The 17152-nt window shown below is 61.8% G+C and carries 10 protein-coding genes; 7 read left to right on the plus strand and 3 right to left on the minus strand.

Annotated features, from left to right (window positions below):
- Positions 1-36: 36 nt before the first annotated feature.
- From ACKLNA_RS23305 to ACKLNA_RS23315, 3 genes are all read right to left on the minus strand, one after another.
- On the minus strand, positions 37-6432 hold the full coding sequence (locus ACKLNA_RS23305; RefSeq protein ID WP_408987222.1) for an Ig-like domain-containing protein: 6396 nt from the start codon (positions 6430-6432) through the stop codon (positions 37-39).
- Positions 6433-6485: 53 nt separating this feature from the next.
- Positions 6486-7331, minus strand: coding sequence for a sulfotransferase (locus ACKLNA_RS23310; protein ID WP_085712623.1), 846 nt, complete (start codon positions 7329-7331; stop codon positions 6486-6488).
- A 138-nt stretch (positions 7332-7469) separates the two neighbouring features.
- Positions 7470-9065: a glycosyltransferase family 39 protein gene (locus ACKLNA_RS23315; protein ID WP_408987223.1), complete on the minus strand. Its 1596-nt coding sequence runs from the start codon at positions 9063-9065 to the stop codon at positions 7470-7472.
- Between the two features lie 241 nt (positions 9066-9306).
- On the opposite strand from ACKLNA_RS23315, the gene ACKLNA_RS23320 reads away from it, so the two are divergent.
- The 7 genes from ACKLNA_RS23320 (at position 9307) to ACKLNA_RS23350 (ending at position 17151) form a co-directional block, all read left to right on the plus strand.
- A complete protein-coding gene (locus ACKLNA_RS23320; protein ID WP_408987224.1) occupies positions 9307-9894 on the plus strand; it encodes a phage tail protein in 588 nt (195 codons plus the stop codon).
- A gap of 58 nt (positions 9895-9952) precedes the next feature.
- A complete protein-coding gene (locus ACKLNA_RS23325) occupies positions 9953-10264 on the plus strand; it encodes a DUF6916 family protein (protein WP_085733414.1) in 312 nt (103 codons plus the stop codon).
- A 169-nt stretch (positions 10265-10433) separates the two neighbouring features.
- Positions 10434-12503 (plus strand): type VI secretion system tip protein VgrG, encoded by a 2070-nt coding sequence (locus ACKLNA_RS23330; RefSeq protein WP_408987225.1) that lies wholly within the window; start codon positions 10434-10436, stop codon positions 12501-12503.
- The gene (locus tag ACKLNA_RS23335) at positions 12500-13348 is read left to right on the plus strand and encodes a DUF4123 domain-containing protein (RefSeq protein ID WP_408987226.1); all 849 of its coding nucleotides are present in this window, start codon (positions 12500-12502) and stop codon (positions 13346-13348) included. The genes ACKLNA_RS23330 and ACKLNA_RS23335 overlap by 4 nt, the downstream gene beginning before the upstream one ends.
- Positions 13345-14118, plus strand: coding sequence for a hypothetical protein (locus tag ACKLNA_RS23340; protein ID WP_408987227.1), 774 nt, complete (start codon positions 13345-13347; stop codon positions 14116-14118). The genes ACKLNA_RS23335 and ACKLNA_RS23340 overlap by 4 nt, the downstream gene beginning before the upstream one ends.
- Before the next feature lie 12 nt (positions 14119-14130).
- Positions 14131-14955 (plus strand): hypothetical protein, encoded by an 825-nt coding sequence (locus tag ACKLNA_RS23345; protein WP_408987228.1) that lies wholly within the window; start codon positions 14131-14133, stop codon positions 14953-14955.
- Between the two features lie 12 nt (positions 14956-14967).
- Positions 14968-17151 (plus strand): lipase family protein, encoded by a 2184-nt coding sequence (locus ACKLNA_RS23350; protein WP_408987229.1) that lies wholly within the window; start codon positions 14968-14970, stop codon positions 17149-17151.
- The last annotated feature ends 1 nt before the right edge of the window (position 17152 follow it).

The raw sequence follows: 17152 nt of genomic DNA on the forward strand, positions 1-17152 counted from the left end.
CCCTAGGTCCCGCACATATTGAGTTGTTGTGTGTTGTCAGGCCGGAATTTCGCTGATGCCGACCTGTTGCAGAGCCGCCGCCAAGTTGTCCACCCGGTGCTGCTCGCTGTCCTTGATCTCTTGCAGTTGCTGGCCCAGGGTCGGCGCGCCGAACACACCGCGCAGGCCTTGGGAAATATCGCCGCCCTTGATCGAATGACGGTCGAAGGCATTCAGCGAATCCCGCTCGGCGGCGCTGTCCTGGTTGAACAGGCTCGACAGCGTGCTGATGCCGAACACCCCGCCATCACCCCCACCGAAACCGAGGAAGCCATGGCCGGAACCATCACCGCCGCTGTCGCTGCTGGTGAACACCTGGGCAATGAAGCTCGGGCTCAACGCACCGTGGTTGATGAAGATGTCGCCCAGCGGACGGATGCCATTGCCGATCACCCGCTGCTCGAACAGCGGCGGGAAGCTCAGCGGTGAACCGAGATCGCCGGTGGGTGGCGCAAAGATGACCGGTTGCAGCGGCACATCGGGCAGCGGCGGCGCAACGACCGGAACGTCGATGCGGAACTCCGGATCCGGCGATACCACCACCAGCGGTGATGTCGGTGTCACCGGAGGTACAACCACCGGCACCGTGTTGATCACGTAGTTGCCGGACTGGCTGATCCCGCTGCCGCTGTTGCCCGACAGATCGCTGACCCCGGCACTGTTGACGCTGATCGCGTTGCTGGCGCTGTTGACGTTGGCGTTCGGCGTCAGGGTCGCGGTCCAGGTCTTGCCGCCGTCGCTGCTGCTCAGGTTGGACAGGGTGCCGTTGGCCACGCTGAGGTCCGACAGGTCGAAACCGGTCACCGCTTCATTGAAGGTGATGATCACTTGCGAGGTCTGGCCGACACCCAGGTTCGGATTGGCGACCACCACCGTGGCAGTCGGCCGCTCACTGTCGAGGGCGTAGTTGTTCGACACCGCCACCGTGCTGCCGGCGTTGCCCGCCAGGTCGGTTACGTTGCTGGTGTCCAGGGCAATGAAGTTGCTGGGGTCGGTGACATTCGCGGTCGGCGTGAAGGTTGCGGTCCAGGTCTTGCCACCATCGCTGCTGCTCAGGTTGCTCAGGTCCCCGTTGGTCACGCTCAGGTCCGACAGGTCGAAATTGCTCACTGCCTCGCTGAAGGTGAAAGTCACCGTGGTGGTCTGGCCGATGCCCAGGTGCGGGTTGGCGACCACGATGTTCACCGTCGGCCGCGTCGCATCAAGGATGTAGTTGTTGGAAATGGCAATGCTCGCCCCGGCGTTGCCGGCCAGATCCTGAACGCCGGCGGTGTCGAGGACGATCAGGTTGGTCGCGTCGTTGATGCCGGCAGTCGGTGTCAGGGTCGCGGTCCAGGTCACGCCGCCGTCGCTGCTGGTCAGGTTCGACAGCGCACCGTTGGCGACGCTGATGTCCGACAGATCGAACCCGCTCACCGCTTCGCTGAAGGTAATGGTCACGGTGGTGGTTTCACCGATGCCCAGGCGATTGTCGGCGACCACGATGGTGGCGGTCGGCAGCGCGGTGTCGATGGCGAAGTTGTTGGAATCGGTGGTGCCGACGCCACTGTTGCCCGACAGGTTGGCCACCCCGGCGTTGTTCAGGGTGATCAGGTTGGTGGCGTCGGTGACATTGGCGGTCGGGATGAACGTCGCGGTCCAGGTGATACCGCCGTCGCTGCTGCTGACGTTGGTCAGCGTGCCGTTGGCGATGGTCAGGTCACTGTTGTCGAAACCGCTCACCGCTTCGCTGAAGGTGATGGTCACCAGCGAGGTTTCCCCGGCCCTGAGCGACGTGTCGGCAACCACGATGGTGGCGGTCGGCACCTGGGTATGAATCTGATAGTTGGCCGAACTGGTGGTGCCGGTGCCCGTGTTGCCGGCCAGGTCGGTGATGCCGGTGTTGTTCAGGACAATCAGGTTGGTGAGGTCGGTGATGCCAATGTTCGGCGTAAACGTGGCCGTCCAGGTGATGCCGCCGTCGCTCGACGAGACATTGCTCAGAGTGCCGTTGGCGACGCTCAGGTCGGAATTGTCGAATCCGGTCACGGCTTCGCTGAAGGTGATGGTCACCAGCGAAGTTTCCCCGGGACGCAGGTCACTGTCGGTCATGACGATGGTCGCCGTCGGCCGCTGGCTGTCGACGGCGTAGTTGTTGGAATCGGTGGTGCCGCTGCCGAGGTTACCCGCCAGATCGGCAATGCCGGTGTTGTCCAGGGTGATGACGTTGGTGGTATCGGTGATCCCCGCCGCCGGCGTAAACGTGGCGGTCCAGGTGATGCCGCCATCGCTGCTGCTCACCGCGCTCAGCGTACCGTTGGCGATGATCAGGTCGGCGTTGGTGAAACCGGTCACCGCTTCGCTGAAAGTGATGGTCACCAGTGAGGTCTGGCCGACGCCCAGTGCCGTGTCGGCGACCACGATGGTGGCGGTCGGACGCTGAGTGTCGATCGAGTAATTGTTCGAATCGGTGGTGCCGATGCCGGCGTTGCCCGACAGGTTTTGAACCCCGGAGTTGTCCAGCGTGATCAGGTTGGTGGCGTCGGTAATGTTGGTGGTCGGCGTGAACGTTGCCGTCCAGGTGATACCGCCGTCGCTGCTGCTGACCGCGCTCAGCGTGCCGTTGGCGATGGTCAGGTCGGCGTTGGTAAAACCGGTCACCGCCTCGCTGAAGGTGATGGTCACCAATGAGGACTCGCCGACTTTCAGACTGGGGTCGGACACGATGATGGTCGCGGTCGGCACCACGGTGTCGATGGTGTAGTTGTTGGAGTTGGTGGTGCCGCTGCCGGCGTTGCCGGCCAGGTCGGTGATGCCGGTGTTGGCCAGCGTGATCAGGTTGGTCGCGTCGTTGACGCCCACGTTCGGCGTGAAGGTTGCGGTCCAGGTGATGCCGCCGTCGCTGCTGCTCACCGCCGTCAGGGTGCCGTTGGCAACCGCGATGTCGGCGTTGCTGAAACCGGTCACCGCTTCACTGAAGGTGAAGGTCACCAGCGTCGTTTCGCCGGCCGTGAGGGTGCTGTCGGCAACCACGATGGTCGCGGTCGGACGCTGGGTATCGATGGCGTAGTTGCCGGAGTCCACAGTGCCGCTGCCGGCGTTGCCGGACAGATCCGAGACGCCGGTCTGGTCCAGGGTGATGACGTTGGTCGCATCGGTGATGTTGCTGGTCGGTGTGAACGTCGCCGTCCAGGTGATACCGCCGTCGCTGCTGCTCACCGCGCTGAGCGTGCCGTTGGCAATCGTCAGGTCGGCGTTGGTGAAACCGGTCACTGCTTCACTGAAGGTGATGGTCACTACGGAGGTTTCGCCGATTTTCAGCGCGTTATCGGACAAGACAATGGTCGCGGTCGGACGCTGGGTGTCGATGGCGTAATTGTTCGAATCGGTGGTGCCGACACCGGCGTTGCCGTTCAGGTCAGCGATGCCGGTATTGTTCAGCGTGATCAGGTTGGTCGCGTCAGTGATGCTGGCAGTCGGCGTGAACGTGGCCGTCCAGGTGATGCCACCGTCGCTGCTGCTGACCGCTGTCAGCGTACCATTGGCGATGGTCAGGTCGGCGTTGGTGAAACCGGTCACCGCTTCGCTGAAGGTGATGGTCACCAGCGAGGTTTCGCCGATCTTCAGGTTGTTGTCGGCCACCACGATGGTCGCGGTCGGCCGCGCGGTATCGATGGCGTAGTTGTTGGAGTTGGTAGTGCCGCTGCCAGCGTTGCCGGCCAGATCGACGACCCCGGTGTTGTCCAGGGTGACCAGGTTGGTGGTGTCGGTGATGTTGTTGGTCGGCGTGAGCGTGGCGGTCCAGGTGATGCCGCCGTCGCTGCTGCTCAGGCCGGTCAGGGTGCCGTTGGCCACCGTCAGGTCGGCGGTGGTGAAACCGCTGACCGCTTCGCTGAAGGTGATGGTCACCAGCGAGGTTTCGCCCACCGCCAAATTGCTGTCGGCCACGACAATGGTCGCGGTCGGCCGCACGGTATCGATTACGTAGTTGGGCGAATCCGTGGTGCCGCTGCCGGCGTTGCCGGCCAGGTCGGCGATACCGGTGTTGTCCAGGGAGATCAGGTTGGTGGTGTCGGTGATGCTCGCTGTCGGGGTGAAGGTCCCGGTCCAGGTGATGCCGCCGTCGCTACTGCTCACTGCGCTCAGCGTGCCGTTGGCGATGGTCAGGTCGGCGTTGGTGAAACCGGTCACCGCTTCGCTGAACGTGAAGGTCACCAGCGAGGTATCGCCGATCTTCAACGCCGTGTCGGACATCACGATGGTCACGGTTGGCCGCGCGGTGTCGATGGCGTAGTTGACGGAACTGGTCGTGCCGACGCCCGCCACGCCGTCGCTGATCGCGGTCACCCCGGTGTTGTCGAGGGTGATCAGGTTGGTGGCGTCGGTGATGTTGTTGGTCGGGGTGAAAGTCGCGGTCCAGGTCAGGCCGCCGTCGCTGCTGCTGACCGATGTCAGCGTGCCGTTGGCGATGGTCAGGTCGGCGTTGGTGAAACCGGTGACTGCGCGGCTGAAGGTGATGGTCACCAGCGAGGTTTCGCCGATTTTCAGCGCCGTGTCCGACATCACGATGGTGGCGGTCGGCGGTTCAACATAAGCGGTGTTGAGGGTGCCGCCGTTGTTGTAGATCGCCGCGAAGGCCAAAGGTACAGAGCCCGTCACGCCACCACCCAGCTCTGAGCCGCCGGAGCCGCTGCCCGCCGCGTTACCGCTGATGGCGCTGAAGTTGGAGGCCGTGATCAGGACCGTGCCGCCCTGGTTCCAGATCGCGCCGACACCCCGCCCGCCGTCGCCGCCATTGAGGTTGTTGCTGCCCTGGCCACTGCCGCCGCCACCACCGCCGCCCGCGCCGATGTTGTTGCTGATGACCGAGGTGCCGACGATTTTCAGGGTGCCGGTGGAGGCGTTGTAAATGCCGCCGGCCGCGTTGCCGCCGACGCCGCCGACCTTGTCCCAGCCGGAGCCGCCACCGCCGCCGCCAATGGAAATCGTGCCATTGTTCGCGGTGCCGCCATTGCCGCCGTTACTGTAATAGGACACGCCGACACCACCGGCGCCGCCGATGGTGGAGCCGCCACGACCGCCCATGTGGGTCGCATCGTAGCCACCGCCGTAGCCGCCGACACCGCCGCTGCCGGCCTGGCCACCCAGCGTGCCGGTGCCCGGCCCGGCCGTGCCGCCATGACCGCCACCCTGACCGCCGAGGCCACCGCCACCGCCACCACCGCCGCCGTAGTTGGCGCCCGTGACACCCCCGCCGCCGCCACCGCCCGCTGCCGCGTTGCCGGTGACCGAGACGTTGTTCAGTGTGAGGATGCCGGCGTTGAATATCCCGCCGCCCATGGCCCCGGTCGCGCCGTAGCCACCATTGCCGCCGTTGCCCGAGACCAGGCCCCGGGTAATCACCAGACCGTCGAGGGTCACGGTGCTGCCGGAAGTGATTTCCACCACCCGGGTCTTGTACTGGCCGTCGAGGGTAACGTCGGCGACGCCGTCGTTGTTCAGGTCGCCATCAACCGTGATGTTCTTGTTGATCAACAGTTCCGAGGTGAGCTGCACCGTCATGCCGGTGCTGAAGGTCACGATGTCGCCGTTTTGCGCCGACGCCAGCGCTGCGCGCAGCGAGCCGACCCCGGTGTTCGCATTGTTGGTGGCGGTCCAGGTGGCGAGGCCCCACTGGTATTCGCTCATCGACAGGGCCGACAACACGTTGGCGCTCTCGATCTTGCCGGTGGCGATCTCCAGATCCCAGTCGCCGCCCACGCCAGTGCGGTTGTTCGACGCCGCCACGTCGCGGCCGGTCAGTTGCGCCAGCGAATCGACGAAGCTCAGGCCACGATCACCCTCGGCGGTGTAGCAGCCGTAAATGAGGATGTCGCCACCAACGTTCATGTCCTTGCCGATTTCCGCCAGCACGGCGCTGCGTTGTGCGACGTTGTCCGCCGACAAATAGCTGTTGCCGAGCCACAGGTCACCGGCGTTGCCGTGGGCGATGATTTCCACGGTACTGATGCCCTGATGCTGATCCAGGTAATCGGCGATCTGCTGCAAGCCGTCCTTGCTCGCATCGAGCTTGACCACTTGCGTACCGGGGGCGACGCCTTTGAGCAGGCTGTCGGCATCCTTGACCCGGGCATCGACGAACACCACAGCCTGGCCCGGCACCGCCACAGGGCTGGCAGCCGGCGTGGCATCGGCCTGGCCGTGAGTGTCCTTGCTCGCCACCGGATGATCGGCGGTCGGCGCCTTGGCCGCATCGGCAGTGGGGTGGCTGTCGGGCTGGGCCGCAGCGGTATCGGCCACGGTGGCCGCGACAGCACCGTCGAACAGCATGCGCGGTTCCAGCGACATGATCAGCGGCGCAGCCAGCGTCCGTTGGCCCTCGGTTACCCGCGACTTTTGCTTGCTCCACCACATGTTGCTCACCCGGACTCGAACAGTTGTAAACGCATCAATGAAAAACGCCGCGATCAACTGATCGCGGCGTCGGACTTCATACGAATCACATTGGCAGCGCTGGCTGAGCCATCGAGCCAAAAGGACAGATCGGCGTATTGCTTGAACAGGTCCGGCGGCAGAATCGTGCGCCGGGACTGCAGGGCGACCTTGGGTTTGACCTTGTGCAGGCCGGCCACACCCAGGGCCTGGTCGAACTCCGGCGCGTCATAGGCCAGGTGCTCGAAATCGTGCTCGAACCACGGCTCGCCGATGAAGTCGTAGACCAGCCGCAGCACGCGCTCCGGGGCCTGGGTCAGCAAGTCGTAATCGACGATCAACAGCGAATCGGCGTGCTCGCCGTAATAGGCTTCCTTCAGCGCTGCCCAGGCGAATCCCACCAGGCGGTTGCGCTGGGCCAGGGTTTCGCAGCGGCTGTAGACGGTGTTGCGCTCGACGGCATCGCCGAACAGCTTGGTGTTTTCGTAGGGGTTGGCGCGGTAGAGCCGCTCCAGGCTGTCCATCACCCAGGCGACGTTGCGCACGCAGGCGATGACCTTGGCTTTGGGGAACAGATCGCTGATGGCCGGCAGGCGCGAGCTCCACTGCCGGTTGGTGTCGAACACCACAGGTTTGTCGGCCTTGTCGGCGTAGTAGGAATCGAACAGGCCGCGCAGCAGGCGACGGCGCATGTCGGTGTCGATCACCGCGCCGAATTCGCTGCCGGCGCTGCACTGTTCAAGGACACCGGAAAACAGTGCGCCGACCGGGCTGGTCATGCCGGCATGGAAGCGCGGATTCTGCAAAAGGATCGCAGAAAGGAGGGTCGAGCCCGAGCGCGGCAAGCCGGAGATAAAGTGGAACTGCTGCAATCCCTTCACCTTACTTTGTAAGTCCTTTTGTCCGACGAGCGTAGTCCAACAATACCCTTTCGACTAGTAGTGTTTTGACATCAACATAGAGCAAAACGGACTTGTTAGACCATTTCTTATCGCGAACAGTAAGGTGAAGCGTTTAAGTCAATCCCCGTTGGTACGATCGTCCTTTTCCAGAACGAAAAGTCGCGCTTTCGCCCCGCCAGCATTGGACTGCTCACGCATCTGCCAGGTCTTGGGCAGAGGCAGGAACGGGTCCGCGACTTCCGGGTCCAGGTCACCGATCAGCCAGACCCGGGAACTGTCCTTCGGCAGATCGGCGAGACGATCCAGATAAACCTCATCGGACACCAGTGTGCCGAAGCCGTAGTGGTTCGGACGCGTCGATCGCCCGTCGGCGGCAGGCGGCGTATACAAGCGGATTTGCGCATCCGTGCGGTTGTAGTAGACGTAGCTCAGGTACCAGAGCATGTCGCTGGTGACGATCCGGTCGCCGCTGACGAAGTGGTGGTTGACGTGATCGACCATGACATTGAACTGGTCATTCGGATCGACCGTGGCGTTGGTGTTCACCCCGACCATTTCGATTCCGACAAACGCCACCAGCACCGCCAGCGCCAATACGCGAACTCGGCTGTACAAACGGTCGATGGCCAGCGCCGCCAGCATCGGCAGGCCCAACGCATAGGCCGTCAGATAGCGCTCGATGAACACCGGGCTGATGAACGACACCGCGAACACCAGAAACAACGGCACACCGGTATAGAGCGCCAGCAACACGCTGCCATGGTTCACGCTGCGGTCGCGGGCGACGGCCACGCCCGCCAGCGCCAGCATCGCCAGCGGCATGCCGCAGAACAGCAATAGCGGAAGATGATCTCCCTCGTTCTGGATCAGCCACAGCCAGATCATCGACGGCAGCGAGGACAGGGTCACCGGATCTTCCCAGCCCACATCGCCACCGACCTTGAGCTCTTCCATGTGTTGCGTCAGATCGAGCAGGTTCGGCAGCCACGGCAGGTAGAGTGCGACAATCGCCAGATTGGCCAGCCACCAGTCCTTGCGCTGGATATGCCGCAGGCGATAGCCCGGCAGCAGGCGGATCAGCCCCAGGTACAGCCAGTGGCTCAGCGCCGCCAGCACCGCGAAGTAGTGGGTGTACAACGCGGCGCTCATCAGCAGCGCATAAATCACCAGATACCGTCGGCGCTGCGGGCGTCTGACCCAGCAGATCAACGCCAGAGTGGTGCCGACCAGCAACAGGCCGAGCAGCGAGTACATGCGCACTTCCTGGCTGTAGCGCACCGCCGTCGGCAACAGCGCCAGCAGTACCCCGGCGATGATCGCGGCGCGGCGGGTCGCCAGACGATCGACCAGGCACATACCCAGGCCGACCGTAGCGATGCCGGCCAGGGCACTGAGGCTGCGGATCGACAGGATCCCTTCGCCAAACAGTCCTATCCAGCCATGCAGCAGCATGAAGTACAACGGCGGATGCACATCGAACGCGGCGTGCTCCCAGATACCGCCCAGCGTATAGCGCGCCAGCAGCAGGCTGGAGCCTTCGTCACCCCAGATCGCGGCGGCGGTCAGGTCATAAAACCGCACGACGGTCGCCAACAGCAAAATCGGTATCAGCCACTGCTGGCGAACCCAGCGCAGCAGACGCCGGACACCGGCATTCGGTGCGGCAAACGGGTCCTGGGTATCCCCCAGCGGAGTCTCGCGACGCGCTTCCATCAACCTTCCCTTACGGTATTCCGAGTAAAAAACAGCGCCATTCATTGCGCACACTGTAGGCCAGAGCCGAAGCCGACGCGCGGCCGCGACGACGTCCGGCAAGTCCGCCGATCCGGGTCTACGCTACGGCTTGGCGTGACCTGCCCGCGCAAATGGAAGGCGTCAGTAAAACGTTTCGACCTGCCCGGCAACACAGGCTAACGCGCGGCGCGCCAACCACATAACAGAAGGATGAGGAACCATGGAAGTCTTTATGGGTACGATTCAACCGTTCGCCTTCAACTTCGCTCCCAGTGGCTGGGCCCTGTGTAATGGACAGATCCTTTCCATTGCGCAATACAACGCGCTGTTTGCGTTACTGGGCACTTACTACGGCGGCAACGGCACGACCAACTTTCAGTTGCCCAACCTGCAGGGCCGCGTGCCAATGGCCCAGGGCAACGGTCTGGGCCTGACGCCGCGCGTCATCGGTCAGGTGGCCGGCACGGAAAGCGTCACCGCCACCATTGCCAACATGCCCAACCACACCCACGCAATGACCGGTCTCACCGCCAACACGGCCTTGTCGCTGGCGGTACCCGCCAGCAATCCGGCGACTGTACCGACTGCCACCAATTCCTACATCGGTGCCTCCAGCGGCGGCCCCGGTTCGGCGAATATCTATTCCGACGCCCAGGGCGCCACGCCGGTGCCACTCAAAGGAGTGACCACCACCGTCACCGGCGACATTTCCTCCACCGGCGGCAGCCAGCCGCTGGGCATCATGAACCCCTTCCTGGTCCTCAACTTCAGCGTTGCCCTGAACGGTCTCTTTCCGTCGCGCAACTGAGCAATCGTCCGGGGGCCCCGCGCCCCCGGACGTTTCGTTTTTTCTCTGGAGTCAGACCATGCTGCAATCGGTTCAGATCGAACACCTCCAGCCGTTGCTGGGGCAACAACGCACGCTGCACCTGCCGGATGGCACGGCGCTGCCGATTCAACTCGCTCACCTTGAAGAAATCCCGTCGGCAAAAATGCGCCACAGCGAACGCATGCCGTTCTGCCTCGAATTCAACAGCCTGGAGCCGACCGAGTTTGTCGACGGTCTGTGCGCACTGGAGCTGCCGGAGTTCGGCCGGGTGGAGGATATTTTCGTGTCACGGGTGCCGGCGATGGGGCGGGATCCGCAGTTGGGCTATTTCTGCATTTCCTTCAACTGATACCCACAGCAGAATCTTCGCGAAACCTTGTAGGGAAAAGATGTAGGACCAAAGCCAAGGCCTTGTAGGGCGGGATCTTCAACCGATTTTATTGGGAAACGTCCGACATCATTTCCCGGCTCACCTTGTTAGCGTTGTTCCGAATCCGTCACAGGACGAGGAACAACGGATGTTCAATGCCAATGCACGCTTTCGCCTTACGATCGACGACTTTAAACACGATTTTCAAGTGCTGTCCTTCAGCGGCAGCGAAACCATCAGTGAGCCGTTTGCCTTCAAGGTCGAGCTGGTCGGCACCAGACCGGATGCCGATCTTGCAGGCCTGATGCATCAACAGGCCTTTCTTGCCTTCGATGACCACGGCCACGGCATACACGGACAGATCCAGCACATCGGCCGCGGCAATATCGGCGAACGGTTGACGCGATACAGCCTGACCCTCGCCCCTTGCCTGGCCAATCTGCGCCATCGCGTCAATCAGCGGATTTTCCAGAACCTGAGCGTTGCGCGAATCATCGCGCAGATTCTCGAAGAACATTGCATCCACGCCGATCGCTACCGGTTCCAGCTCGGCCACCCGTTGCCGGATCGTGAATATTGCGTGCAGTACAACGAGTCCGACCTGCACTTCATTCAGCGCCTGTGCCAGGAAGACGGCTTGCATTACCACTTCCGGCACAGCCGCGACCGACACCTGCTGGTCTTTGGCGACGACCAGACCGTGTTTCCCCGCCTCTCACGGCCAACACGCTTTAAACCGCACAACGCCATGGTGGCTGACAGGCCGGTGATTCAGCGATTCGACTATCGGCTCGAAACCCGGCCCAACCACGTCTCCAGCCGCGCCTACGACTTTAAAAAAGCACGAATGTTGCTGGAAGCGGATGCCCGCAATCCCGATCGGCACCTCCAGCCCGATCCCGGGGTTTACGAATATCCGGGACGCTACCTCGATCGCGAGCACGGCAAGCGGCTGGCCCAGCGAGCGCTGGAACGTCACCGTGCCGATGCCTGCCTGGGCGAAGGTGGCAGCAATGAACCGGCGCTGGTGTCGGGGCATTTTCTGTCACTGACCGAACATCCCGATCCGGCATTGAACGACTTGTGGCTGCTGACCGAAATCCGCCATGAAGGCAAACAACCGCAAGTGCTGGAGGAAACCGCTGACCATGCGTCAGCCGATCCTGAGAAGGACTTCATCCAGGGCTACCGCAACCACTTCACGGCAACGCCCTGGGAGGCGATCCATCGACCGCCGTTACGCTTTCGCAAACCCCGCATCGGCTCGACCCAGACCGCCGTGGTCACCGGCCCGGAAGGCGAAGACATCCATTGCGACCCGTACGGCCGGGTCAAGGTGCAGTTCTTCTGGGATCGCGAAGGCCGCCACAACGACAAGAGCAGTTGCTGGCTGCGCGTGGCCTCGGGTTGGGCCGGCAATGCCCACGGCAGCGTGATCATCCCGCGCGTGGGCATGGAAGTACTGGTGACTTTTCTCCACGGCGACCCCGACCGTCCGGTGATCAGCGGTTGCCTGGCGAACAGCGCCAACCCGGTGCCCTACGAGTTGCCGACGCACAAGACCCGCAGCGTGTTTCGCTCCCGCAGTTCGCCGGGCAGCACGGGCTTCAACGAGTTGATGATCGAAGACCGCGCGGGCCAGGAGCAGATTTACCTGCGCGCCCAGCGCGACCTGCGACAGAAGGTCGAGAACGACAGTCATCTGGACATCGGCAACCAACGCCGGGAAACCATCAGGGGCAACAGTTTCAGCGCGCTGCACGCGGAAGAACACCGCCTCGTCACCGGTCATCGCAAGACCCATCTCAAGGCCAGCGACTACCTGCACGTCGGCGACAGCAGCCACACCCGGGTCGGTCAATCACTGACCACCGAAGCCGCCGGACAGCTGTGCCTCAGCGCGGGCGAACATCTGGTACTGGAGGCGGGAAAAAGCATCAGTCTGAAAGTCGGTGGCGAGCATTTTGTCCTCGATCACAGCGGCCTTTTCGGCAGCAGCGACCTGCTGATCGGCGGCGTGCCCGCGCCCTTCCTGCGCGCCCCGCTGTTGCAGCCCGACGGTATTGAAGACCTGTCGGCGCCTGCGCCTTTGCCGCCATTGGTAGCCCCTTCGCAACAGGCACTGATGGCCGCCAGCAAAAACCTGGGCGCGGATTTCTGCCCGATCTGCGAAGCCTGCCGTGCGGGTCTGTGCCCGATCCCGGAGGCCGCCGCATGACCGCCCCCCTTGTACGACGCTGGCTGATCGAACAACACCGAGCCGGTTGCCGCCTGTGCCTGGTCCTCGACTCGCAGAACGAACGCGACATGCGCCAGCGCTGGCTGAAGAGCAGCCGTTACGAGCAATACGCCAGCGTCTACGGCGAAACCGCAGTCGCCGAACTGGCCGACACCGGCCCGTTCCTCTTCACCTTCGACCAGCCCGATGACCGCCGTCTCGACGCCCTGCTCGACAGACCGGACAGCCATTGGGGATGGTTGGCCAGCCTGGGCAAAGGCGAGCTGAAGGCCTGGGTCAGGCACTGGCAGGAGCGGTTGATCATCGGCATCCGTCCGCATCAGGCGCTGTACCGCTTTCACGACAACCGGGTGCTGTCCCGTGCGCTGGAACATCTGCCGGTGGAGGCTTTGCCGGCGTATCTCGGGCCGGCGATCAGCGTTTGCCATTGGCAGGGCTCGCACTGGCAGATGACCGACAACCCCGCGCCGGGCAGCTACCCCGTGCCGGACACGCCGCCGTGGCTGCAACTGCCGATGCCTGACGAGCAAGCCATGGAGATTCGCCTGGCCAATGCCCACCGCTTTCTGCTGGCCGGGCATGTGCAGGCTTATTCCGCGCTGGCGGGCGTACAGGATCCGCAAATCTGGCTCCGTGAACGACTGACCCAGGCCCAAGCCTGGGGCTGGCTGGCACCGGAGCGGCTGGAGTTTTTGCTGATCCATAGCCTGCAAACACCGAATCTCGCACCCCATTTGCAAGCCCGACCGGACGAAACACCGGATGAACACTTTGATCGGGTTTACCAGCTATCGAAGCACTGGAACGGGGAGACGCCCTCATGAAAATTCCGCTCAAAAGCCTCGGTCTGATCGGCTGTTTCGCGGCACTGGGAGGCTGCAGGACCGAACCGCCCAACACCTTCAAATTCACTGCCGATTTGCCGCCGGGGTTTGCCTACGTCGCGGCGGTTTATTACGTACCCGAAAAAGGCCAGACCTGCACCCTCGACAGACGCGACAACCTTGCGCCGGTGTTCAACAGCAAGTGGCGCACGGACTACAAACCGGATGCCGAAATCACGATTCGCAAGACGGTTAAGGGGTGTCCGTTGGTCGTGAGGCGAATCGAGCTGGAGATCAATTCGAGCTATGGCAAAACACGGGGCGATTTCGGTGGAGACGAAGCCAAGGTTTTCATCCGCGATGATCTGGAGGAGCAGTTCAAAGGTGTTTTCAACGAAGCCGGTGAAAGCACGTTCCATGGTCAGTGTGAGTGGTGGTTTCGCACCTCGGGTAAACCGCGAATTCTCAGAAAGATCCTTGATTGCAGAACAGTCGATGCCTCGGGATCACGAGCTTATGGCAAGACCTTCGGGGCTTTTAGCGCTGATCAACTGCCGGGCAAAACAGTGAAGATGAAGATTACTTTGGCAGAGGAAGAGAAACCCGGATGGGGGGATACGTGGGTGAAAGTTCCGAATGGCTGGAAGCGATGCCTGGGTGATGGATATGACGATCCGCATGCCTATTGCAACGGCAATTACACCGACTTCAGCACATTCAAAATGCCTGATGGCCGCGTCTGCACTATTTATCCAAGTTGCACGGAGTAAGGAGGGCACGCCATGGAATTATTTGAAAAGGATCTGCAACCTCCAACACTGCCCCCCACGACGATCAGACTCGCGATACGAAATGTGACTTTGATCGGTTGCGTTGCCCTCATCGCAGGCTGCAAAACCGCACCGTCAAATTCATTCACTTTCACAGCCGATTTGCCACCGGGTTTTACCTATCAGGCTTTTGTCGAATACACACCCGCCAAGGACGAAACGTGCAGCGTGCCGGACCGCAGAAAGACAGTCTCAGCACACAATCAAAAGTGGCGTGAACGGTATGAACCAATCTTTGAAATCCCTATTCGCCGGACGATCAGTGGCTGCCCGATGGCGATACGCAGAATCAGCCTCGATATCAATTCGGTCTATGGAAAATCTCGCGGCGACTTCAGTGCAGACAGTGCCGTAGTCGCCGTTCTTCCTGATATCGAGGAACGCTACAAAAGCAGCTTCGACAGCCGGGGCGAAAGCACCTTCCATGGCCAATGCCAGTGGCTGTTTCGCACCTCGGGCAAGCCGAGAATCCTGCGAAAAATACTCGACTGCAAAGAAACCGATGCCTTGGGCACACCGGAGCCGGGTCGCCCGTTTGCGGCATACACCCACGATCAACTTCCGGGCAAAACCGTGAGAATGAAGATCAGGCTGGTGAAGGAAGAGCGGCCAGGATGGAGGGACACGTGGGTGAAGGTGCCGAATGGCTGGAAGCGATGCCTGGGTGATGGATATGACGATCCGCATGCCTATTGCAACGGCAATTACACCGACTTCAGCACATTCAAAATGCCTGATGGCCGCATCTGCAGCATTTACCCCGCCTGCACAGAATAAGGAGCGTTCAACGTGTCATCACTCGAGAAAGAACTTCAATCTTCACTGGGTAGCCGCATGCTGTCTTGCCCGGAAAGCGGAAGATGGACCAGTTTTCAGCTGATCGATGAGTCTGGCTCAGGAGCGCCGTATGCCGGGCTCGCGTATATCGCAACTGATTCAGAAGGTATGAGATACACCGGGCATCTGGATGCTGCAGGCATCGGCAAAGTAGAAAGCCATTTTGCGGGGCCGATTGCCCTTTTATTCAGCCAGGAATATGAAGGAACAGAGAAACTCTACAAGGATTTGCAGACAAGAATTCACTACCCTCTCCCAATCACAGACCTTCAGGTACGCGCCGAAAAAACTCATTATCTGAACCTGAATGCCACCCGCACACGGGAACGACCCGAGATCGCAGACGGCGCAGACTACTTTCAAGTCGAAGTCCGTCATCTGGTGAGGTATACCTCGCACCTGCCGCCCGAGGTTTATCGCGATTACCCCCTCGATTCCGGGTGCGCTGCAATCATGCGCGAACATGGAAAACTTGGCGTAGCGCTGATGCCGCAACGTCGCACCGTTCTTGAAGTGCGCCCGCTACGCGCCTTGCGGCCGATGTTATCCACAGCTCCGGCATTCTGTGCACTCAACCTGTACCAGCTCGCATTGATGGCGACCCTGAGTTACTGCCCTTTCGGCCAGGAACCCAAAGTCCCTTCCGCCGAAACCAGATCCGTTAAGTTTCCGCTGCAACCCAGCGTCGGCAACTGGTTCGGCGATGCACTGGCCAAGGGAGAGGAACTGTGGAAAGTCGACAACGCTCAGACCAAAGCCTATTACCCGCTATACGAGGATGTTCCGTATTCCGCAAGGTTGGAAATCATCCCGTTTGACCCGAACCTCTATGCAGTTAACAGGCACAGCCCTGAACGAGATCCGGAACACCCGGCCAGCGTCCACTTCCTCGACGACATCGGTAATAAAGAAAGTACAGACACCCAAGCCTTCATCACCCACAACGACGAACTGATCCTGGTCGCCGTTCGCGGTACCGCCGAGATAATCGCCGACGGTCTACGTGATGCCGACGCCCTTCAAGTGCCGTTCGAGGAAGGCGACGGCCAGGTACACCGGGGATTTTATGAAGCAGCGCAGAAAGCCTACGACTTCACCGTCAAATACCTCGAAAAGTTCTACACCGGCCAAACCCTCCTGATCTGCGGCCACAGCCTCGGCGGTGCGATCACATTGCTGCTGTCCGAAATGCTCCGCCGCCGGCCCGAGGGCTACAACATCCAGCTCTACACCTACGGCGCCCCCCGCGCCGGCGACGCGGATTTCGTGAAGGGCGCAGCCGATCTCGTGCATCACCGCATGGTCAACCATAACGACCCGGTGCCCAGCGTGCCCGGCAGCTGGATGAACACCAAGGCCGACATCTACGGCACCGGGGCGGCGTTGACGTTCGTCAATGTGCCGGTGGGGCTGTCGGTGTTCGTCGCCGGCATCACCAACTGGACCGGAGAGGCCTACGACCACCATGGCAGCCTGCGACACGCCATGCCGGTGGAGTTCGGGCGTCAGCAGGTGTCTTCGATCCTGTGGGAGCCGGGTTGCGACACCATTACCCAGCACGCCGCATGCGATGTAGCGATCCGGCAGCGGCACGGTTTGCCGGATCGACCGACGTTGCTCAAACAGATTTTCGACGCCGGGCATCACTCAATGACCGGGGCGTACATTCCGGCGTGCTGGGCGGTGTTGCGGCGTTGGCAGGAGGCCCAGGAATCAAGCCGTTCGCTGGTCACCGAACGGGAGTTTGCTGTCGTGGAGTCGGCCCTGGAACGCATCACCCACCAATTGCGCACCCGGCGCAACAACCTGCCGGGACGCCCGGACAGTTACGTGCGCACTCAGTCCGGCACCCTTGAGGCGCTTAATCGTGAAGTGGAGAAAATCCGCGTGACACGCGAGCGCCTGGCAATCCTTCGCCATCGGCGCATCACGACTCAGGACGTTTACGGGCAACTGGCAGAACAACCGGAACGACTGGCCGAAAGCCTGCCGCGCTGGCAACTGCACCCGGAAAACACTGCAGCCGAACAGCTCGCCATGGCGCCGGACGCTGCCGAAGACGACCCGCTGCTGGCGACGCTCTACGGCCACAAGATCGGCGCGCCGCACACCTTCGATATCAACTCAATCATCTGAC

It is taken from the genome of Pseudomonas sp. UV AK001, assembly GCF_046097675.1.
In the GTDB taxonomy this organism is placed as follows: domain Bacteria; phylum Pseudomonadota; class Gammaproteobacteria; order Pseudomonadales; family Pseudomonadaceae; genus Aquipseudomonas; species Aquipseudomonas kribbensis.

Excerpts from the sequence above, each read along its gene's own strand:
- ACKLNA_RS23335 (WP_408987226.1), top strand. The coding sequence starts at position 12,500 with ATGACCGCCCCCCTTGTACGACGCTGGCTGATCGAACAACACCGAGCC.
- ACKLNA_RS23330 (WP_408987225.1), top strand. The coding sequence starts at position 10,434 with ATGTTCAATGCCAATGCACGCTTTCGCCTTACGATCGACGACTTTAAA.
- ACKLNA_RS23315 (WP_408987223.1), bottom strand. The coding sequence starts at position 9,065 with ATGGAAGCGCGTCGCGAGACTCCGCTGGGGGATACCCAGGACCCGTTT.
- ACKLNA_RS23325 (WP_085733414.1), top strand. The coding sequence starts at position 9,953 with ATGCTGCAATCGGTTCAGATCGAACACCTCCAGCCGTTGCTGGGGCAA.
- ACKLNA_RS23320 (WP_408987224.1), top strand. The coding sequence starts at position 9,307 with ATGGAAGTCTTTATGGGTACGATTCAACCGTTCGCCTTCAACTTCGCT.
- ACKLNA_RS23345 (WP_408987228.1), top strand. The coding sequence starts at position 14,131 with ATGGAATTATTTGAAAAGGATCTGCAACCTCCAACACTGCCCCCCACG.
- ACKLNA_RS23305 (WP_408987222.1), bottom strand. The coding sequence starts at position 6,432 with ATGTGGTGGAGCAAGCAAAAGTCGCGGGTAACCGAGGGCCAACGGACG.
- ACKLNA_RS23340 (WP_408987227.1), top strand. The coding sequence starts at position 13,345 with ATGAAAATTCCGCTCAAAAGCCTCGGTCTGATCGGCTGTTTCGCGGCA.